The 17800-nt window shown below is 41.5% G+C and carries 17 protein-coding genes and 1 riboswitch; of the genes, 9 read left to right on the forward strand and 8 right to left on the reverse strand.

The window, feature by feature from the left end; translation table 11 throughout:
• Positions 1 to 4: 4 nt before the first annotated feature.
• From NSQ23_RS02600 to NSQ23_RS02615, 4 genes are all read left to right on the forward strand, one after another.
• A complete protein-coding gene (locus NSQ23_RS02600) occupies positions 5 to 1378 on the forward strand; it encodes an IS1380 family transposase (protein ID WP_088223286.1) in 1374 nt (457 codons plus the stop codon).
• Between the two features lie 269 nt (positions 1379 to 1647).
• A complete protein-coding gene (locus tag NSQ23_RS02605) occupies positions 1648 to 2265 on the forward strand; it encodes a class I SAM-dependent methyltransferase (protein ID WP_064214394.1) in 618 nt (205 codons plus the stop codon).
• Between the two features lie 10 nt (positions 2266 to 2275).
• A complete protein-coding gene (locus NSQ23_RS02610; protein ID WP_081253598.1) occupies positions 2276 to 2839 on the forward strand; it encodes a copper resistance CopC family protein in 564 nt (187 codons plus the stop codon).
• A 3-nt stretch (positions 2840 to 2842) separates the two neighbouring features.
• Entirely contained in the window at positions 2843 to 3922 is a 1080-nt protein-coding gene (locus NSQ23_RS02615; RefSeq protein WP_033016621.1) for a CopD family protein, read from the forward strand.
• A gap of 509 nt (positions 3923 to 4431) precedes the next feature.
• On the opposite strand, the gene NSQ23_RS02620 is transcribed toward NSQ23_RS02615, so the two are convergent.
• Positions 4432 to 6090: an IS1634 family transposase gene (locus NSQ23_RS02620; RefSeq protein ID WP_339170145.1), complete on the reverse strand. Its 1659-nt coding sequence runs from the start codon at positions 6088 to 6090 to the stop codon at positions 4432 to 4434.
• 446 nt (positions 6091 to 6536) lie between these two features.
• Here NSQ23_RS02620 and NSQ23_RS02625 point away from each other — a divergent pair, with 446 nt between their 5' ends.
• Entirely contained in the window at positions 6537 to 6986 is a 450-nt protein-coding gene (locus NSQ23_RS02625; protein ID WP_052023561.1) for a DUF5071 domain-containing protein, read from the forward strand.
• A gap of 210 nt (positions 6987 to 7196) precedes the next feature.
• Here NSQ23_RS02625 and NSQ23_RS02630 read toward each other — a convergent pair whose 3' ends face one another.
• The 5 genes from NSQ23_RS02630 to NSQ23_RS02650 all read right to left on the reverse strand — a co-directional run bounded on the left by NSQ23_RS02630 (position 7197) and on the right by NSQ23_RS02650 (position 10884).
• A complete protein-coding gene (locus tag NSQ23_RS02630) occupies positions 7197 to 7748 on the reverse strand; it encodes a DJ-1/PfpI family protein (protein WP_064220697.1) in 552 nt (183 codons plus the stop codon).
• A gap of 156 nt (positions 7749 to 7904) precedes the next feature.
• Positions 7905 to 8576 (reverse strand): hypothetical protein, encoded by a 672-nt coding sequence (locus NSQ23_RS02635; RefSeq protein ID WP_064220699.1) that lies wholly within the window; start codon positions 8574 to 8576, stop codon positions 7905 to 7907.
• Between the two features lie 5 nt (positions 8577 to 8581).
• Complete coding sequence (locus NSQ23_RS02640; RefSeq protein ID WP_064220696.1) at positions 8582 to 9268, reverse strand: GNAT family N-acetyltransferase; 687 nt, start codon at positions 9266 to 9268, stop codon at positions 8582 to 8584.
• Positions 9269 to 9301: 33 nt separating this feature from the next.
• Positions 9302 to 10159: a carbon-nitrogen hydrolase family protein gene (locus NSQ23_RS02645; RefSeq protein ID WP_064220695.1), complete on the reverse strand. Its 858-nt coding sequence runs from the start codon at positions 10157 to 10159 to the stop codon at positions 9302 to 9304.
• A 359-nt stretch (positions 10160 to 10518) separates the two neighbouring features.
• Positions 10519 to 10884, reverse strand: a complete 366-nt coding sequence (locus tag NSQ23_RS02650) for a winged helix-turn-helix transcriptional regulator (RefSeq protein ID WP_064220694.1) — start codon at positions 10882 to 10884, stop codon at positions 10519 to 10521.
• Between the two features lie 231 nt (positions 10885 to 11115).
• On the opposite strand from NSQ23_RS02650, the gene NSQ23_RS02655 reads away from it, so the two are divergent.
• On the forward strand, positions 11116 to 11859 hold the full coding sequence (locus NSQ23_RS02655) for a PmeII family type II restriction endonuclease (protein WP_128356965.1): 744 nt from the start codon (positions 11116 to 11118) through the stop codon (positions 11857 to 11859).
• 23 nt (positions 11860 to 11882) lie between these two features.
• On the opposite strand, the gene dcm is transcribed toward NSQ23_RS02655, so the two are convergent.
• The gene (dcm, locus tag NSQ23_RS02660) at positions 11883 to 13238 is read right to left on the reverse strand and encodes a DNA (cytosine-5-)-methyltransferase (RefSeq protein WP_231106945.1); all 1356 of its coding nucleotides are present in this window, start codon (positions 13236 to 13238) and stop codon (positions 11883 to 11885) included.
• 208 nt (positions 13239 to 13446) lie between these two features.
• On the opposite strand from dcm, the gene NSQ23_RS02665 reads away from it, so the two are divergent.
• Positions 13447 to 14889: a YdiU family protein gene (locus NSQ23_RS02665; RefSeq protein WP_339172740.1), complete on the forward strand. Its 1443-nt coding sequence runs from the start codon at positions 13447 to 13449 to the stop codon at positions 14887 to 14889.
• A 75-nt stretch (positions 14890 to 14964) separates the two neighbouring features.
• Here the strand turns inward: NSQ23_RS02665 and adhP are convergent, their stop codons facing one another.
• A complete protein-coding gene (gene adhP / locus NSQ23_RS02670) occupies positions 14965 to 15978 on the reverse strand; it encodes an alcohol dehydrogenase AdhP (RefSeq protein WP_339172743.1) in 1014 nt (337 codons plus the stop codon).
• A gap of 236 nt (positions 15979 to 16214) precedes the next feature.
• Positions 16215 to 16303, forward strand: a riboswitch (cyclic di-GMP riboswitch).
• Between the two features lie 111 nt (positions 16304 to 16414).
• Here adhP and NSQ23_RS02675 point away from each other — a divergent pair.
• Together NSQ23_RS02675 and NSQ23_RS02680 are read left to right on the forward strand one after the other, a co-directional pair.
• On the forward strand, positions 16415 to 16579 hold the full coding sequence (locus tag NSQ23_RS02675; RefSeq protein WP_339172745.1) for a hypothetical protein: 165 nt from the start codon (positions 16415 to 16417) through the stop codon (positions 16577 to 16579).
• An 82-nt stretch (positions 16580 to 16661) separates the two neighbouring features.
• Positions 16662 to 17795 carry an IS4 family transposase gene (locus NSQ23_RS02680; protein ID WP_339170758.1) on the forward strand — a complete coding sequence of 378 codons (1134 nt, stop codon included), beginning with the start codon at positions 16662 to 16664 and terminating at the stop codon, positions 17793 to 17795.
• Positions 17796 to 17800: the final 5 nt, after the last annotated feature.

The raw sequence follows: 17800 nt of genomic DNA on the forward strand, positions 1-17800 counted from the left end.
TGTGATGAAAGATTTCCCGATTCGGTTTGTATTGACAGATGAAGCGATTACTCCAAGTGCTGGGCTTGCTCTCGTGGGCTACTTACTGCACCAAACGAAGCTGGATAAACGAGTAAACGCCCTTCGGCTCCCAACGGTTCGTCGAGATGTGCACATTTCCCATAGCGACGTCATTCGCTCGATGATTGGCTTGCTTGCCACAGGAAAAACGGATTTTGATCATATCGAAGCGTATCGTCAGGACGATATCTTTTCGACATCAATGGGCATTCGGCACGTACCTTCCTCCCCAACGTTGCGACAGCGACTCGATCAGCTCGCTTGTCTTCCGATGACCGAAACCATCATTTGGGAGGAATCGATGCGTCTGTTGGTTCGACAACACGCTACCTTGTCCCCTTGTTGGGCGAAAGGGAAAACGACATGGCTTCCCCTTGATATAGATGCTTCCCCATTTGACAACTCCGATACGAAGAAAGAAGGAGTGAGTCGAACGTATAAAGGATTTGACGGTTTTACGCCGTTGTTTGCGTATGCAGGGAAGGAAGGGTATATCGTTCATGCCGAGCTGCGTCCAGGGAAACAACATGTACAAGACAACATGCCTTCGTTTTTAACTACCGCCATCCGTCGAGCTCGTCCGCTGACCTCGTCTCGTCTGCTTGTCCGCATGGATGCAGGAAACGATGCGGAAGCGAATGTGCACGTATGTCTAAAGGAAGACGTGGACTTTGTCATCAAGCGAAACTTACGCCGAGAATCGAAAGCGCTTTGGTTCCAGATCGCTTCGCAAAAGGGCAGACGCGTCGATGATGGACAAACAGAAGGAGTACAAACGTATGAGTTATGCCTTCCACAGACAGCAGCAATTGATGGACACACGTATACGTACGTTCAAGTCACCCAAGTGACGGAACGAACGATGGAACGAAATGGACAGCTGATGCTCGTTCCTAATTACGAAGTCGAAAGCTACTGGGTGCGCCTCGAAGGATACGAGCATGTTCGAATGAGTGATGTGCTCGCATTGTATCACGATCATGCGACATGCGAACAGTTTCATAGCGAACTGAAAAGCGACTTAGATTTAGAGCGACTTCCATCAGGGAAGATGAAAACGAATGCGCTCGTGTTAGTCATGGGAGCATTCGTGTACAACCTTCTTCGTCTGATTGGACAAGATCTATTAAGCGATCCGAGACATCCATTACATCATAAAGTGAAACGCCGCCGCATCAAGACGATTATTCAGACGGTGATCACGATGGCAGGTCGACTCGTCCGCCGATCACGACAGATCTGGATGAAACTGACGCGAAGGAGTGGCTATAGCGAGCCCCTTCTGAACATTTACATAAAATGGAGAGAAGGAGCATAACGAATGATTGTTCGCAATTCTGTACTCATCCTAACCCTCTGTCCTTTTTTGTTTTTTCTTTGGTTTATATACCTAAAAAAGATATTTATTTCATTTCTGAGAGTGAAGATGACATCTGTTTTAAACATAAAAAGGGAATGGTGGATCACACATCCATAAAACCAGCAAAAAAGTCAAAGTCGATGTCAATCCATCACGGATTCAGGTACTCATCTACAGTAATTGACTTAATCAATGCTCAAATGCCATGTAAAAAGGAGAAAAAGAAAATGAATAACAAATGGAATCGGATTATTTATAAATGTTGGGCTCCTTTTTATGATTTATTTTTTAATAGAGGTGTGTTTTATTCAGCGCGAAAACAGATATTTCATGAATTTCCTTTTGGAGATGGCGAGAATGTTCTATTTGTTGGAGTAGGAACGGGTGCTGATTTGGCCTTTTGTCCATTAGAAAAAATAAATGTAGTTGCTATTGATTATTCTAAAGAAATGCTGGAAAAAGCAAAAAATAAGTATCAGAATGAAAATATAAAATTCATTCAAATGGATGCTCAATCTCTAACATTTCCAAACAATTCATTTGATGTAGTAGTAGCAAGTTTAGTCATAAGCGTAGTCCCTTCCCCCGAAAAAGTGATGTCAGAAATCGTGCGTGTAACGAAGAAAGGTGGACGTATTATTATATTTGATAAATTTGCACCTAAACATAGAGAACTGTCATTCGGAAAAAAAGTAATTCGTCCCATCATCAAGCTGTTGGGTACTGATATAGGTATTTCATTTGAAAAGGTTTACAAAAAGGTCAAACATGAATGTTACTTAGTTGAAGATAAAGATGTTATGATGAAAGGTATGTACCGAAAAATCATATTAAAAAAGAACTAGGTGATTAAAAATGATAAAAAAAATGATTCTAATGATGTTTCTTACCTTTTTATGTATTCCATCCATCGGACATGCTCATAGTTACTTATCGTCTTCTAATCCTAAAGCAAAAGAAACAGTAACTCAACCACTAGAAACAATTACTCTTACATTTGAGACAAAAATAGAGAAACTAAGCACAATGCATCTTCTCAACAATGGAAATGAAATTCCATTGAACAATATCACGGTGAAAGACAATCAACTTATCGGTACTATTTCAACCCCACTTGAGAACGGTTCATATACGATTGTATGGAAAATTGTTGGAGAAGACGGTCATCCAATCACTGGCGAAATTCCGTTTAATGTAAAAGTAGCACAAAATAAGACAAAAACGCCAACCCAGTCAACGACCTCTACAACGAAACAAGACAGCATTGAAAAAGATACGAAACTAGAAAAAAGTCAGAAAACAGAAGAAGATAGTCAAGCAAAAAATACATCTTCCAGCACATTGATCAGAATTTTAACAGTTAGCTTAGGTATTATTCTTATCGTTGGTTTGATATCAATCTTGAAAAAGAAGGGATAAGCATTGCCATTCATTGTTTCACTTAGCGAATTTTTTAACTATATTTTCTATTCTTTACTTGCTGGTCATGTTGCATTATCTTTTGTACCTGATGAAAAAAAACCAAAAATCATTATTCCAAAACCAATGCTCCTTTTATCTATATTAGGCATCATCGTCTCATCCTTTGGTCCAGTTTTACAAGTCATTTTTTATTTTTCTGATGGTAGTGACTATTTTAATCAGAAATCATGGTCAATCTTAACTGACTTTCAAGTTGGAAAAGCGTGGATTTTCATTGGTTGGGTGGCAACCTTCTTGTGGATGACCGTGTATGTGGAAGGTTCGAAATATTTACAAGCCTTTTGGTTATTATTGATGATTTTAGCAGTTGGTTACGCTAGCCATGTTGCATCATTATCATTTTGGACTGGGCTGCTTTCTCACAGTATTCACTTTTTAGCAGTAGCATTATGGACTGGAATTCTCATTCATGTTGCATGGTTTTCAAAAAACCTTCATAACTGGATGACCTTTTTAAAATGGTTTACACCATTTGCTATTGGTTGTATGGTAATCATATTAACAAGTGGCTTTTCTGTGATGCTCTTTGTAGTAGATATAAGTGATTATATCAATTCATGGGTTCTGCCTTATGGTCAAATGTTATTATTAAAGCATATCAGTATCATACCTTTACTTGCATTTGCACTAATCAATGGAATTCTTTTAAGGAGATTGTCAGCGCAGCCTAATCTTAATATTCGAGCTTGGTTGAAAGCTGAAACCATCATTATTACTGTCATATTCTTTTTCACAAGTATACTTGGCACCTTATCTCCCCCACACGATATAGATTTTACAGTTAAATCTGAGGGAGCATCTAAGTGGCTTGAATACTTAATCGGCAAAACGATTATAACTCCCGTTAATCTAAAACCAATGTTTTCTGTTGAAGGATTTTTCTTAATACTCTTTAGTTTTATATTTTTAATTATGATCTTTTTGAGCTTTTACAAAAAGATGAAGCCATATTTTGCAGTAGTTTGTGGATTGTTATTTATAGTTTGTACTTATTTTGGTCTAATGGTGAGTATAAAATAATTGGTTAACATAAAGAGTTTGTCTTGGCGCATTTTTAGGCCGTTGCATTTTAAAAAATGCAACAGGCCAAAAATGCGTTTTATTTTTTTACCTCCTTCCCAAGTACGCTCCTTCCTTTGCCTCTCCCCATTATAATTTTTGCTTGTTAGGCGCGTAAAGGGTCTGCGCTCTTCGGACGGCTTGGGGAAGCCAAGTCGGCTAACCAACCCTAAAAAGCATAGCTTTTAAGGTTTGCTAAGGTGCAGTGTATGTTACTGAAAATTTAGGACTTCCTATAATCTTGATTATGTTGCATCCCAAACATTTTGCTGCTTTTATTGAGACTAATCCAAACATATACAATTCATTTTTTCCTTAGAAATATATCCAAGAACGCTTAGAACTCATATTTCGCACCTTGGTAGGGCGGAACAAAAGGATTTTTTATTCAGTTTTTTAGAATAACTTTTAAACCAACACCAAAAGTGATGGTATCCTTTTTTTACCATCGTTGGTCGTTCTTTATCCCATTAGACGTAAATGCTCTCGTCCATCCCTAATCCTTGCAGAATCCTTCGCTGCTCGTACGTGAGCGGTTGACCTAACGCGCGTTGAATTCGTCCATCCGGCAGTTCCAACAGGACGACTCTGACATACCAAAACAATTGAAAAATCGCTTGTCCGGTCGGTCGGGTCAGTTTCCGGCCTCCCGCGCCCTTTAATGGGTGTTCCGGGGTGATGAACTGACGCACCCGGCGCTGGAAGACGCGGTAAATCGCCAAGGCCAACAGAAACAAATAGCCCAATACCGCGACCCGTTCCGGTTTTTTTACGTAAATCTCATCCGTAAAGAACGGGTCTTTCAAGAAAGAGAAGTTCATTTCCACCGAGATTTGGCCTTTATACAACTTCAAGATCTCTTTCGCATCCATCGGTTGACCTTTCCATTCCTCCGGAACGGTCGTGACAAGGACAAACCGGGACGCTTTCCGTCTCGCCTGTTCCCACGCATCTTGGTCGAATTCCACGTTCAAGCGAAGGGCGTACAGCGTTTCCATGTCCGGTTCCGCCCCTTTTTTCGGACGTCCGCGCCGTTTTTTCGGACGCACGATCGCTTCGACCGACGCCTCGACGCGATGGAACCGGAGACGAAGGGACGCCTTTAGAGACGCTAGGGCTTGTTCGGCGTCTTCCCGGCACGAAAACAGACGGCTTTCCCACTGGGTTTGTTTCTGCCGAAGAAGCTCTGCTTCTTGGTTTCGCTCTTTTTCGAGCGTCTTTCCTTTTCGTTGGTCGAGCGCGCTGGATTCAACGACGATCAACCGGACCGAATGACCTTCGTACGTCGATGTCGTTTCCCACACCCGGTAGGTGGCTCCGTTTTTCTCCGCTAAGGAAAACGGATCGCTCCACGGCGTGTCTTGGGCATCAGCTTTAGCCAGCGCGGTTTTGACGATCCGGAGCGAAGAAGGGCCTCTTGTGATCAAAAAGGCTTTGGCGGCCTTCGTTTGCGCCAGTGTGTCTTTCGTCATGGCGGCAGAATCGGCAACATAAATCCATTCATCTTCGATCTTCGCCTGCTTCAGCTGTTTCTGCACACGGGACAACACCTCGGGATTCCACGTCTTATCCGGCAGGTTGCCGTCGTGTACATCGCCATAAAACGGGATGCCATCCTCGTTGCCAATCAGCCCAAATCCGATCTGCTTTTGCCAACGATGATGCCGGTTGTAGCCATGCGTAATCTGCAAGGCATCCGGCGAGGCCGATTCATACGCGCCATAAACGGTCTTGTCCGTCGTATCGGCGTGGAAGACGCGAAGAGAGAGGCCTTCTTTCTTGTAGATCTGCACGAGGCAAGACGAAAGGACTTGATGGATATTCGCCTCATACAGGCGATCCAAATGACGCGCGATGGCATCGTCGTTGAACCAAGACGGCTCCAGCCCTGGCCGAATCAGCTTCGGCAAATCGATGTCATGCGCCCATTGTTCCAAATGAACGAGCGCTTGCCGGCCGCTCAAGATATCCAGAACGATTAGTTTGACGATATCGCTGGCTCGAGTTTGGCATTGCGGATCCACGGGAACGAGACGATCAATCAACTGAGGAAGGTCAAGATCTTTGAACAGGGCGCTTATTATATTCAAATAAGAACTTTCATAAATGGCCCGAATTTGAACGTCCATGATGAGCAAACTCCTTTGCTTTCCTTGTATTCCAAGGTTTTATTCGACAGGAAGATAAAAAAATCCTCCCGATTTTTGTCGAGAGGGTGCGAAATGTGAGTTAGAACGTAAATTTAATAGGAAAAACCCAACAGTTATTTATCGTACTGGAAGTGGAAACGGCACTAATTTAACTCCAAGACCAAAAGATGTTAGTGGGCTATCCTATACTACAGTAAAGCCTTTATCTGGACCATATACAGCAACTACTATTGAGGCCATTAATGCAACAGGAAAACTAGTAGCAATAAAAGATGGTAAAACTCATGTGTCAGTGAGACCAGTAAATATGAAGAAAATGCAGGGATGGATAAACTCAAGGGAAAATGCTAATACTAGACCACATGAATATACAAAATTATTGCAGGCCCTTTCTGTGAAAGTTAAATAGTAGGAGATGAATTTTAATGGAACTTAGTGAAGTTAAAAGATTGATGAAAAACTTGAGTTGGAATATGCCCCAAGAAGTTCAACTATCTGCAATAAGGGAGTTAACAACAATTGATGATGAATACACTCCTTTGTTAATACAAGATACCGAGAAGCATTGTTGGGAGAATGCGGTTAAAGTTTTAAATAAAATTGGATACCCACGAAATAGGCTGGCGATACCCTGCTTAATAGAGTTAATGCAAGATATGAATTGGCCTGGTGTCCCTACAGCGATAGAGATATTGAAGAGTATAGATAAAAGTGTGATAGTTCCACATATAGAGGCTTCGCTAATAAAAGCAGCTGAGGATGACGATCGCATGTGGATAGGGGGAATTCAGAGACTTATAGATATATTACAAATTTCTGAATCAGACTTTCATGATAAGGAAGTATATAAGTTATTAAAATTATCGGATTGGTAAACCAAGAAATTAGGAGCGGGCACTTGTCTTTTATGAAATAATATTGTATAGAATCCCCCAACTGCGTAAAATGCAGCTGGGGGTGTTTTATTGGCGAACAGTGCCTGGCACTGTTCGATAATATTTTGTGTCTAGATCATCAACAATCAATGCAACATGTTGTTTAAATCAAAAAAGCGTCCCCATAGGAGAACGCCTTAACAAACGATTTTACTTGTTTAATAACTTAATAAATTCGCGCATGAACGCTGGTAAATCTGGCCATGCATGAGCAGATACGAAATTGTTGTCAACATGAGTTGGCTCAGATACATAGTTGGCGCCAATCGCTTCTACACCTGGCTTGCAGGCAATATATGCAGTCATGCTGCGCCCTTTCATAATATCAGGAAGGGTTTCTAATACAAGTGAAGCATGGCAAATCGTCGCAACTGGTTTGTTCGCTTCAAAGAAATGGCGTACGATTTTTGGCAAGTTTTCATCGAGGCGGATGTATTCTGGCGCACGTCCTCCCGGAATAATGAGCGCATCGTACTGTGTCGGATCGATTTCTGCAAACGATGCATGCGCATCAATGAGATAGCCTGGCTTTTCTACAAAAGTATCCCAATCAGCGAAATCGTGGACAACTGTATGTAGTTTCTTTTTCCTTGGTGCAGCGATTGTAACATCAAAACCTTCCTCTAACAAACGGTAATACGGATAATAAATCTCTAACGCTTCCACCGCATCTCCTGCAACAATTAATACTTTTTTGCTCATATGAACAACCTCCTTCATTACTATGATTATTTATAGAAAGAATTTTAACACGGTACTTTCCATAACCAAAGTATACTGTAACTATTTGGATTTATCAAGGATTCCTAGTTTTTTGAATTTGGACTTTTGAAATTAAATGAATACGACGTCAGTACATTAAATGCTTAAAAGAGGTACCGTATTTTTTGTTTCAAGATTTTCAATCATTTCATACCAAGCCTTTGGCTTGTTTGATAAGACAGAATAATAACGTTTCAAAAACTTCACAACAAGCTCCGCTGGAAGTTCATTTACGTTATCATCCATCGGAAGGAAACAAAGGTCGAGTCCAGTTACAGCCTCTCCATCATTGTTCCAAGATGGATGAACATAAGGGAAATCAAGACGCTTATAACCAAGATGAGACAATACTTCACGGCGGACATATGGATCCATCGGCTTAATTCCGCCAAATTCATAATGTTCCACCCGATAAGGATCATAAATTTCCGCAAACATGCCAAATAACTGCTTTCCGTTTGCTGCGGCCCAAGCGTTCAAATCTTCTAGCCTCTTTTGCACTAAAAATCGGCCGATGCCAAGTCCTGGTTGGCCAATGATCGTGAAGTCTGTCATTGCGACATTTAAATCTTCATAATAGCGGTACTCTGTCGCACCTACAACATTTCCTTCGTGAACAGCAACACACACACGAATTCCCGGATCTTCAAGAGGCTCTTTCCAAAGATCGAATGCTAATACTTCTTCAGGAGGAAATACCTCTTGCATCAATTCGTGCATTTTTTTAAACAAAGGGTCTTCAATACTCGTAATTCTCCGATATTCCATGTTCATCATTCTCCTTGTTCAGATTTTGTTGTATAAAAAGGATTTTTCCATTCCATCAACGCCGCGTAGTTACAAGACTCTTCATCCTCTAAATAGTTAGCAACCACTTGAACAGGGGTACGGCCACAGCGAAGCAGGAAAGTAATAACAGGGTCCTTTAATTCTCCTTTGACGACTGCTTCGAGGTATTGTTCTGGCGTCATCTCATCAGCTTTTTTATGATAGCCGGGCATTCTTCCTCCGCCTAACAGACGTTCTAATCCCAATTGAACGACGACTTCATACATGGATAACATTAGCCATTTTCCTAATCCTAATTTGCGATAAGCAGGACGCACGCCAATATCGACTACATAGAGCGTATTTCCATTTGGATTATGGTTGCGAATATATCCATTATCGGTAATTTCTTCCCATGTATGTTCCGGATGATTCGGATCAAAGTCAACAATCAATCCTGTCATCGATCCAGCAATTTCGCCATCGACCTCTACACATAAGGCTCCTTCTGGAAAGAGAGTAACATGGTTTTTCAGCTGTTCCGTGTTCCACCATAATTCAGATGGGAATGGCGGTGGGAAACTTTCTTGCTGGATGCGGATTAAGCCGGGAAAGTCCTTTTCTTCATAATTTCGAATGACCGCAGGAACAGGCCGATCTTGGTCAAGGACGTAAAATTCTTTTCGATACATTTTTCTCCCTCCTTTAAGAGCGCTAGTCTTACCTTATTTCCAGTCCGGATAGAGATCGGTGCGTCGGTCACGCCATGTAGTGACGGAACCGCTTTCGCGAACTTGATATAACAGGTCTAAATCAAGATCAGCGGTTACAATCATATCATGATTGATTTCCCCTTCGACTAAGATGCCGCGCGGAGGAAATGGAATATCGTTCGGTGTAATCACCGCTGCTTGCCCAAAATTCGCCCGCATAAAGTCAATCGTCGGAAGGGAACCTACTGTACCCGTCGTGACAACATAGACTTGATTTTCGATGGCTCTTGCATGGCTTGTGTAACGAACACGATGGAATCCGTGACGATCATCCGTGCAAGAAGGACAGAAAATAACATCCGCGCCTTTCGCTTTAGCCATGCGAACAATTTCTGGAAACTCAATGTCATAGCACGTCAACATGGCAATCGTTCCTTTTTCAGTCTCAAACACTTGTAGACCATCACCAGGAGACATGTTCCATTCCTTTACTTCCGTCGGAGTAATATGGAGCTTTGCCTGTTCGGCAACTCTTCCATCTGGATAGAACAAATGAGCTACATTGTATAATCGGTCGCCTTTACGGATGACATGTGTTCCTCCAATAATATGCATTTTTGTTTTCTTTGCTAAATTTATAAATAAAGACCGATATTGTTCAGTAAAATCAGGAAGCTCTTGAATCGTCAAAGGCTGTCCTTGTTCATTGCCAATGGACATGAGCTGAGTAGTAAAAAATTCTGGGAATAAAACAAAATCCGCATCAAATTCTTGAGCTGTTTTAATATAATGCTCCACTTGATTAGCAAATTCTTCAAAAGAATTTATCGTATGAAGATGATATTGAACGGCTGAAACTCTTAGTTTCATGAGCCTTCTCCTTTCTTGTTATCAGTCTTAAAAAATTTTACCCCATTCATGTTATTAATAGCCATGATATTGATATTATTAAGCATATCATTCGCTTTAACAAGTACACACTTTCATGTAACATAGTGTAAAAAAGTATACTAAAAGGGAATATAAAGAATTAAGCGAGGAGAGTCATCAATGTATATACGTAAAAAACGGGCAGCAGACCATTTATAAAGATGCTGCCCGTTTTTTGATGACTGTATGCCTCTATAAGATTTAGCGCTCCAATAAACACACATTCTTTCTGCAAACATAACGATATTGAAATAAAGGAAGATGAGAAGGCCGTTTTCGAGCAAAGGAGAGAGCGTTTTTTATTTGGTGGACTCATTGATTTTTACTTGGCCCTTCACGACCGTCTCCATATAATTTTTACCCCACTCATACATAGCATCGAGAATTGGCATTAGACTTTTTCCGTGTTCAGTCAGTGAATATTCTACTTTTGGAGGAACTACTGGATAGACTTTGCGTTCAACAATAAGGTCTGCTTCCAGTTCTCGCAGCTGGTTAACAAGCATTCGTTGGGTGATCCCCGGCATGAGAGCCTTTAGCTCGCCAAACCGCTTCGTTCCACCTTTTCCTAGATGCCATAAAATAAGCATTTTCCATTTACCGCCAATAACAGCAAGTGTCAATTCTTTTTCACAATTATACACTTTGCCACAAACATGTCCCATTTATTCCACCTCCATTCTCTATTATAAACCAATAGTATACTTTTTAACACTACATGATAACAATGCATGTATTTACAAAACATTTCATTTACACCCATAACATCTAGTATTAAGGCGAACAGTGCCTGGCACTGTTCGCCAAAAACTCAAATAAATTGATGCTACTTTAACACATTTTGGAGGATAGAAATGTTAATATAAAAGTAGAGGGTGTTTGTAGGAGGGATGGAAATGTCGGGAGAAACGTCACATGTAAATGTATTGAGTGAAGAAGAATCGGACGAAATGATTGAAAGAGCGAAAGAATTTTTTAGGAAAGAAATCGCTTCTAGCCATATACGTAATACAAAAAAGTTGAAGAAATTAAAGGAGTTCCATTTGAACCCGTTTTTAGACAAGTATAAAGCGAGATTTTTAACAGGGAATGACGATCCTGTTAGCATGGCAAAGGCGTTGGTGTATCCAAGGGTATTGGGGACATCTATTAACACAACGTTTGGGAATAAACTCCAAAAATTTTGTAGTGAAGTACTGGGGAGCTTTGCTTCTACTACAGCAGGGATAGACATTGAATTTATTGATAAATTAGATGGAAGAAGAAAATATTGTCAAGTAAAAGCAGGACCCAACACCATTAATAAAGACGATGTAGAAACGATAAAGAATCATTTTGCAGGTGTTAAAAGGCTTGCGAGGACGAATAATCTTCATATTGGCTTCACTGATTTAGTCGTTGGTGTTCTTTATGGTACACCTGATCAGTTAAGCGGTCATTATCAAAAAATTAATCAAGAATATCCTGTCATTGTTGGACAAGAGTTTTGGTACAGAATTACGGGGATTGAAAACTTTTATCAAAGATTAACAGATGCGATAGGGGAAGTTGCAACAGAATTTGACTCTTCAAAGTTAATCGAAGAGATTATTGAACAGCTCGCAAAAGAGATCGAGGAAACGTTGAACGCCGATAGCTAGAAATATAAAGCAAAGGGGAATGCCTAGGCATTCCCTTTTTTGTTAATTTCGTTCAAAACTTTTACGATAGATAAACCTACAGCTTTAGCCATATGAACGGGAACAGCGTTACCAATCTGTTTATAAGCATTGTTCATCGAGCAATCAAATACCCAATCGTCAGGGAAACTTTGTATTCTTGCATATTCTCTGACAGTAAAAGGCCTTGTTTCTTCTGGATGGCATCTTTCCGTTTGTTTTTGGGCAGGAGAACATGTTAATGTTAGGCATGGTTCGTCCCATGACAATCTTCGCGCCATCCCGGTTCTTCCGCCACCTGAGTAGTAACTTTTTCCCATGTACTGTTTGGCGATTTCTTCTGGGAGATCTCTCCAATAACCGCCAGGGGGAACAAGTTCAAGAACTTTTCTCTTTTCTTCAGGGTATTTAGCGCCCTCGGATGGAGGAACATCTTGCAAGACATCCCTTAATGTCAGCGTATATCCATACGGTTTAGGAAAACGATAAGAAACGTTATATTTTTCAACTAAATCTTTTCTTATCCCTATAATGAATATTCGTTCTCTTTTTTGTGCTACATCATAGTCTAAAGCATTCAATACTTTCCATTGAACGTTGTAGCCTATTTCTTCAAAAACGGAGAGCATGGTTGCTAATGTTTTTCCGTTGTCGTGGTTGACAAGCCCCTTTACATTTTCGGCTAAAAACATTTTTGGTTGCAGTTCTTGCAGAATTTTTGCGTAATAGTAAAATAGCGTTCCTCTTGCATCATTTAGCCCTAGTTTTTTCCCTGCATAGCTAAAAGCCTGGCAAGGATACCCTCCAGATAATAGATCGATATCATTTGGACAGTTATTGATAAAGTTTTTTATTCCATGCTCAGCCACTTCAATAATATCTTTTTCGATTACGTTCCAATGAGGTCGATTTTTTCTTAATGTTTGACAAGCATATTTATCAATTTCTACTAGCCCCAAGGAGTGAAAACCTGCCATTTCAAGCCCAAGAGCTAACCCCCCAGCACCTGCAAATAATTCAACAGCTGTGTACTGTTTATCAGCAACGATATCTCTCACTTCTACACTATGAGAGCCTTCGTAGTGAAAAACATTAACGGTATTTTCTGTTTCAACATCAGTTTTTGTATCTATATCTCCTAAATCAAGCTCCAGTTGCTCGGAATAAATGATATCTTCAATTTCTACTCCAAGTGTATGGCAAAGTTTTAAGGCATTTGACTTGATAGGATTGAAATTAGGGGAAAGGAGCATAGATAATTGATTTTTACTAATTCCCATCTTTTCCGCAAGTTCTTTTTGTGTAGAAATTCCTGATTTCGTCATATACTTCCTAACTTTTTCTTTACTAATGCTATACAAATTTATACCCCCATAAAAGTTAAAATATTTTTTTAACTGTTATGTGGTTATTATATATAATTAGAAGGTGACCGTCAATTAGCCAACGGTGCCAGGCACTGTTCGCTTGAAATTGACGTCATGCATTCCCACACAGCACGATGAAAGAAAATAGGATATACTAATACATACAACCATCATTTGAACGTTTCATAAGGGAGGAAGCACGTTGGACGCGAACTGGAATTTTGACAATAGTTATGCCCGCTTGCCTGAGCGATTTTTTACAAGAATTTACCCGACGCCTGTCAGTGACCCAAAGCTTGTCGTGCTTAATCGTTCGCTGGCAGGGGAACTTGGGCTATGTGCGGAGGCGCTAGCGAGCGAGAATGGGGTGGCGGTGTTTGCCGGAAATCGAATTCCTGAAGGTGCGGAGCCTTTGGCGCAGGCGTATGCAGGACATCAGTTCGGATATTTTAATATGCTTGGCGACGGGCGAGCGATTTTACTTGGTGAACATGTGACGCCAGACGGAGAACGGTTCGATATTCAGCTGAAAGGGTCGGGACGGACGCCGTATTCGCGCGGGGGAGATGGACGTGCAGCGCTCGGACCGATGCTTCGTGAGTATATCATTAGCGAGGCGATGCATGCGCTTCGTATTCCAACGACGCGCAGTTTAGCCGTTGTGACAACAGGGGAAGTTGTTATTCGCGAAACAGAGCTTCCAGGGGCGATTTTAACGCGCGTGGCAGCGAGTCATTTGCGTGTCGGGACGTTTCAATATGCGGCACGCTTTTTATCGAAAGAGGAATTGCAAGCGTTAGCCGATTATGCGATCAAGCGACATTATCCAAACGGAGAACAGACGTCCAATCGTTATGCTTTTTTGCTTGAAGAAGTGATGAAAAAGCAGGCGGCGCTTGTAGCGAAATGGCAATTAGTCGGGTTTATTCATGGGGTGATGAACACCGATAATATGACGATTAGCGGTGAGACGATTGATTACGGACCGTGCGCATTTATGGATGTGTACGATCCAAAGACGGTGTTTAGCTCCATTGATACGCAGGGGCGGTATGCGTACGGTAATCAGCCGTATATCGCTGGATGGAATATTGCACGTTTGGCTGAAAGTCTTTTGCCGCTTTTGCATGATAATGAGGAAAAAGCGATTGAGCTTGCGCAAGAAACGATAGGTCGATTTCCGGCGTTGTATGAAACGTATTGGCTAGAAGGGATGCGGGCAAAACTTGGGCTTTTTACGAAAGAGGAGGAAGACAAAAAGCTTATCGGGGAGTTGCTTCATCTTATGTATACTTATCGTGCTGACTATACGAATACGTTTCGCTCATTAACGTTAGGCGAGTGGAATTTTTGCGAACAAGAACTTCGCGACTGGTATACACGTTGGCAGGAAAGAATCGCCCGTCAAGGCGTAACAAAAGATGAAGTGTATGAACGAATGCGGCAAAACAACTCGGCGATCATTCCGCGCAACTATCGGGTCGAAGAAGCGCTGACGGAGGCGGTTGAACGCGGGGATTATACGGTCATGGAGCAGTTGCTTCATGCGTTGCAACATCCGTATGCATACACGAAAGAACAAGAACAATATGCTATACCTCCTGAGCCGTCTGATCGGCCGTATCGGACGTTTTGTGGGACGTAAATAAGGAAGAGCTTCATGATCATCACGTATTTTCCGTTGAAGTAAAATAAGAAGGCGCCCACAGACGCCTTCTTTTTAATCTACTTTTAACACGACGCGGCCGTTAATTTGCCCTTTTAACATACGATCGAATACGTCGTTAATGTTTTCAAGCGGTTGTACTTCAACAATTGTTTTAACTTTTCCTTCTGCTGCAAATTGAAGTGCTTCTTGTAAGTCTTTGCGCGTACCAACGATAGAACCAATAATTTTTACTCCATTTAATACTGTATCGAAAATTGGAATAGGTATTTCTTCCGGCGGTAATCCGACGAGTACGCAAGCACCACCGCGACGAATGGATTTGTAGGCTGATTCGAACGCGGCTTTTGAAACAGCTGTGACGACAGTCGCATGCACACCGCCCACTTTTTCTTTTATCCATTGTGCTGCATCATCATGTTTCGGATTGACGACAAGATCTGCACCAAGTTGTTTAGCAAGCTCAAGTTTTTCATCACCTAAATCGACAGCAACGACGTTTAACCCCATCGCCTTTGCGTATTGGACTGCGACATGTCCAAGCCCGCCAACACCGTAAATGGCTACCCATTCCCCAGGTTTTGCCCCTGTGACTTTTAATGCTTTATATGTCGTGACTCCAGCACAAAAGATTGGAGCAGCTTCTTCAAAAGATAAGTTATCAGGAATTTTTACAACATAATCAGCTGCAGCACGGCAATATTCAGCATAGCCACCATCGACGGAATAGCCAGCGTTTTGTTGATGTTCGCATAATGTTTCTTGTCCGCTTAAGCAATAGTCACAGTGACCGCACGCTGAGTAAAGCCAAGGAATACCTACGCGATCTCCAACTTTTAAATGTGTTACCCCAGGACCTACTTCTTCAATTACACCGACACCTTCATGTCCAGGAATGAGGGGCAGTTTAGGTTTCACAGGCCAGTCGCCATGCGCGGCATGCAAGTCTGTATGGCATACTCCACACGCTTTGATGCGCACTAATACTTCCCCGTATGAGATCTTAGGTTTTTCCACTTCTTTCACTTGTAACGGCTTTTTAAATTGTTCCACAACTGCAGCTTTCATGATTATAATCCTCCTTTTAGGAAAAAAGAGATTTTTTGGTCTGTACATATGTAGTGTAGCATACATTTAACTTGTGAAAAATACCGCAAATAAAATGTTCAAAAAAATGAAAAATATTTTTGGATAAAAAGTTAAAAATTTGGTTCGGGAGTTGACATCATATAAAGTTTCCATTTTAGTCACAATTTCGTATTTCCTTTTTCTTAGTTGCTATGCTAAGATAAAAATGTAAAAAATTGAATAATAGGCAAACTACTCAAAAGGGTAGGTCGCAAAGCTATAGGGGCTACGTCTATGTGTATAGATATGCCAGCCAGTTGCCCTTCTTGTGAAGTATAAGAAGGTTCCGTTCTCTAGGATACGTGTCGAACTATAGCTGCCTCTATTTACTTTGTTTGGGCAGCTTTTTTATTTTACTAAGACAGGGGGAAGCATCATGAGTTTAACGGTAAGAAAAAAAATAATTGCGACGGTTCTTCCAGTGTTATTGTTATTTTTTGTCGTAAGTATGCTTACATATAATCGTTTACAACAAATTGATGAGCAGTATTATAATGCGATGAAAGAAGGGTTTGAACCAGGCGTGTTGATTAACCAATAATATCCATAAAAAACATAGAAAAAAGAGCACCTTTCCTGTAGAATGTAAGTAACAACACAAACAAACCTAGGAGGTGCTCTCTATGCACAAGCATACCACACTCCCAAATTTGATGCAAAAAATTGTTTCTGATGAAGATCTCCAGTCGATTACCGAAGCCGTTGGCTACCATGACACTTCGCGGACGTTTACGGTGCGCACGTTGGTTGATTTTTTTCTGCTGGCGGCACTTCACGAATGGAAAAGTTTCCGTCATGGTGCCGATGTGGCGAAAATGTACGGATTGCCGACGTTTCATTACTCGACGGTTTCTAAGAAAGCGAAAGAAGTTCCGTACGAGGTGATGAAGCGCTTATTTGCTTTGGTTGTTTCTAAGTGCAATCGCCAAACCCGCCGTTCGCTTCGCTTTCCAAAAGCATTGCGTATAGTAGACTCCACGACCGTCACCGTGGGGAAAAACCGCCTGACATGGGCACCCTATCATGGGGAACGATCCGGAGTGAAAATGCACGTCGCGTATTCCCCTGAGCAACAAATGCCGAGCGACATCGTAGAAACCGTAGGGTTGCGCCACGATGGACCGGTGGGAGAGCGGCTCACAGACGTACAAACGGTTCTTGTCGAAGATCGAGCGTACTTTAAAATTGAACGCCTCGATCGGTTTGTCGAACAGAAGCAACCGTTTGTGATTCGGATGAAAGACAATGTCGAGATCCATCAAAAAAAGAGCCTAAAGCGCCTTTCTTCCTCCTCTTCTTCTATTGTGGCGGATTTTACTTGCCAGTTAGGAACGAAACAATGTCGTTCCAAAAAGCGCCATCGCGTCGTGATCTTTCAGGATGCGAACGGGCATGAAATCCGTGTGGTCACGAACGTCTTAGAGGCATCGGCGGAAAAGATTGCCGAGATGTATCAAGAACGTTGGACAGTGGAAGTGTTTTTCCGATGGATCAAGCAATATCTAAACGTTCCGACCTTATTTGGCACCAACGAGCATGCGGTATACAACCAACTTTTTGCGGCATTTATCGCTTATGTGTTACTGAGATGGCTATATCATCGAACGGAAAAACGGACAACCTCGTCCCTTACCTTTCTTTCGTTTGTCCGTCGTTTTTTCTCTGGGCAACTTCCTCTCGAATGGAAATCCGAGATGGCAGCTGTCTTATTTGAGTATGCCCGAATATATGGGAGTAGTATGCCTAATTTTGGATAATCAAC

This window comes from Anoxybacillus sp. FSL W8-1294, from assembly GCF_037965005.1.
Lineage (GTDB): Bacteria > Bacillota > Bacilli > Bacillales > Anoxybacillaceae > Anoxybacillus > Anoxybacillus flavithermus_G.

Bases quoted from the DNA above. Each gene is read 5' to 3' on its own strand.
- NSQ23_RS02600 (WP_088223286.1), top strand. From the start codon at position 5: ATGAAAGATTTCCCGATTCGGTTTGTATTGACAGATGAAGCGATTACT.
- NSQ23_RS02605 (WP_064214394.1), top strand. From the start codon at position 1,648: ATGAATAACAAATGGAATCGGATTATTTATAAATGTTGGGCTCCTTTT.
- NSQ23_RS02610 (WP_081253598.1), top strand. From the start codon at position 2,276: ATGATAAAAAAAATGATTCTAATGATGTTTCTTACCTTTTTATGTATT.
- NSQ23_RS02620 (WP_339170145.1), bottom strand. From the start codon at position 6,090: ATGGACGTTCAAATTCGGGCCATTTATGAAAGTTCTTATTTGAATATA.
- NSQ23_RS02625 (WP_052023561.1), top strand. From the start codon at position 6,537: ATGGAACTTAGTGAAGTTAAAAGATTGATGAAAAACTTGAGTTGGAAT.
- NSQ23_RS02630 (WP_064220697.1), bottom strand. From the start codon at position 7,748: ATGAGCAAAAAAGTATTAATTGTTGCAGGAGATGCGGTGGAAGCGTTA.
- NSQ23_RS02635 (WP_064220699.1), bottom strand. From the start codon at position 8,576: ATGGAATATCGGAGAATTACGAGTATTGAAGACCCTTTGTTTAAAAAA.
- NSQ23_RS02640 (WP_064220696.1), bottom strand. From the start codon at position 9,268: ATGTATCGAAAAGAATTTTACGTCCTTGACCAAGATCGGCCTGTTCCT.
- NSQ23_RS02645 (WP_064220695.1), bottom strand. From the start codon at position 10,159: ATGAAACTAAGAGTTTCAGCCGTTCAATATCATCTTCATACGATAAAT.
- NSQ23_RS02650 (WP_064220694.1), bottom strand. From the start codon at position 10,884: ATGGGACATGTTTGTGGCAAAGTGTATAATTGTGAAAAAGAATTGACA.
- NSQ23_RS02655 (WP_128356965.1), top strand. From the start codon at position 11,116: ATGTCGGGAGAAACGTCACATGTAAATGTATTGAGTGAAGAAGAATCG.
- adhP (WP_339172743.1), bottom strand. From the start codon at position 15,978: ATGAAAGCTGCAGTTGTGGAACAATTTAAAAAGCCGTTACAAGTGAAA.
- NSQ23_RS02675 (WP_339172745.1), top strand. From the start codon at position 16,415: ATGAGTTTAACGGTAAGAAAAAAAATAATTGCGACGGTTCTTCCAGTG.
- NSQ23_RS02680 (WP_339170758.1), top strand. From the start codon at position 16,662: ATGCACAAGCATACCACACTCCCAAATTTGATGCAAAAAATTGTTTCT.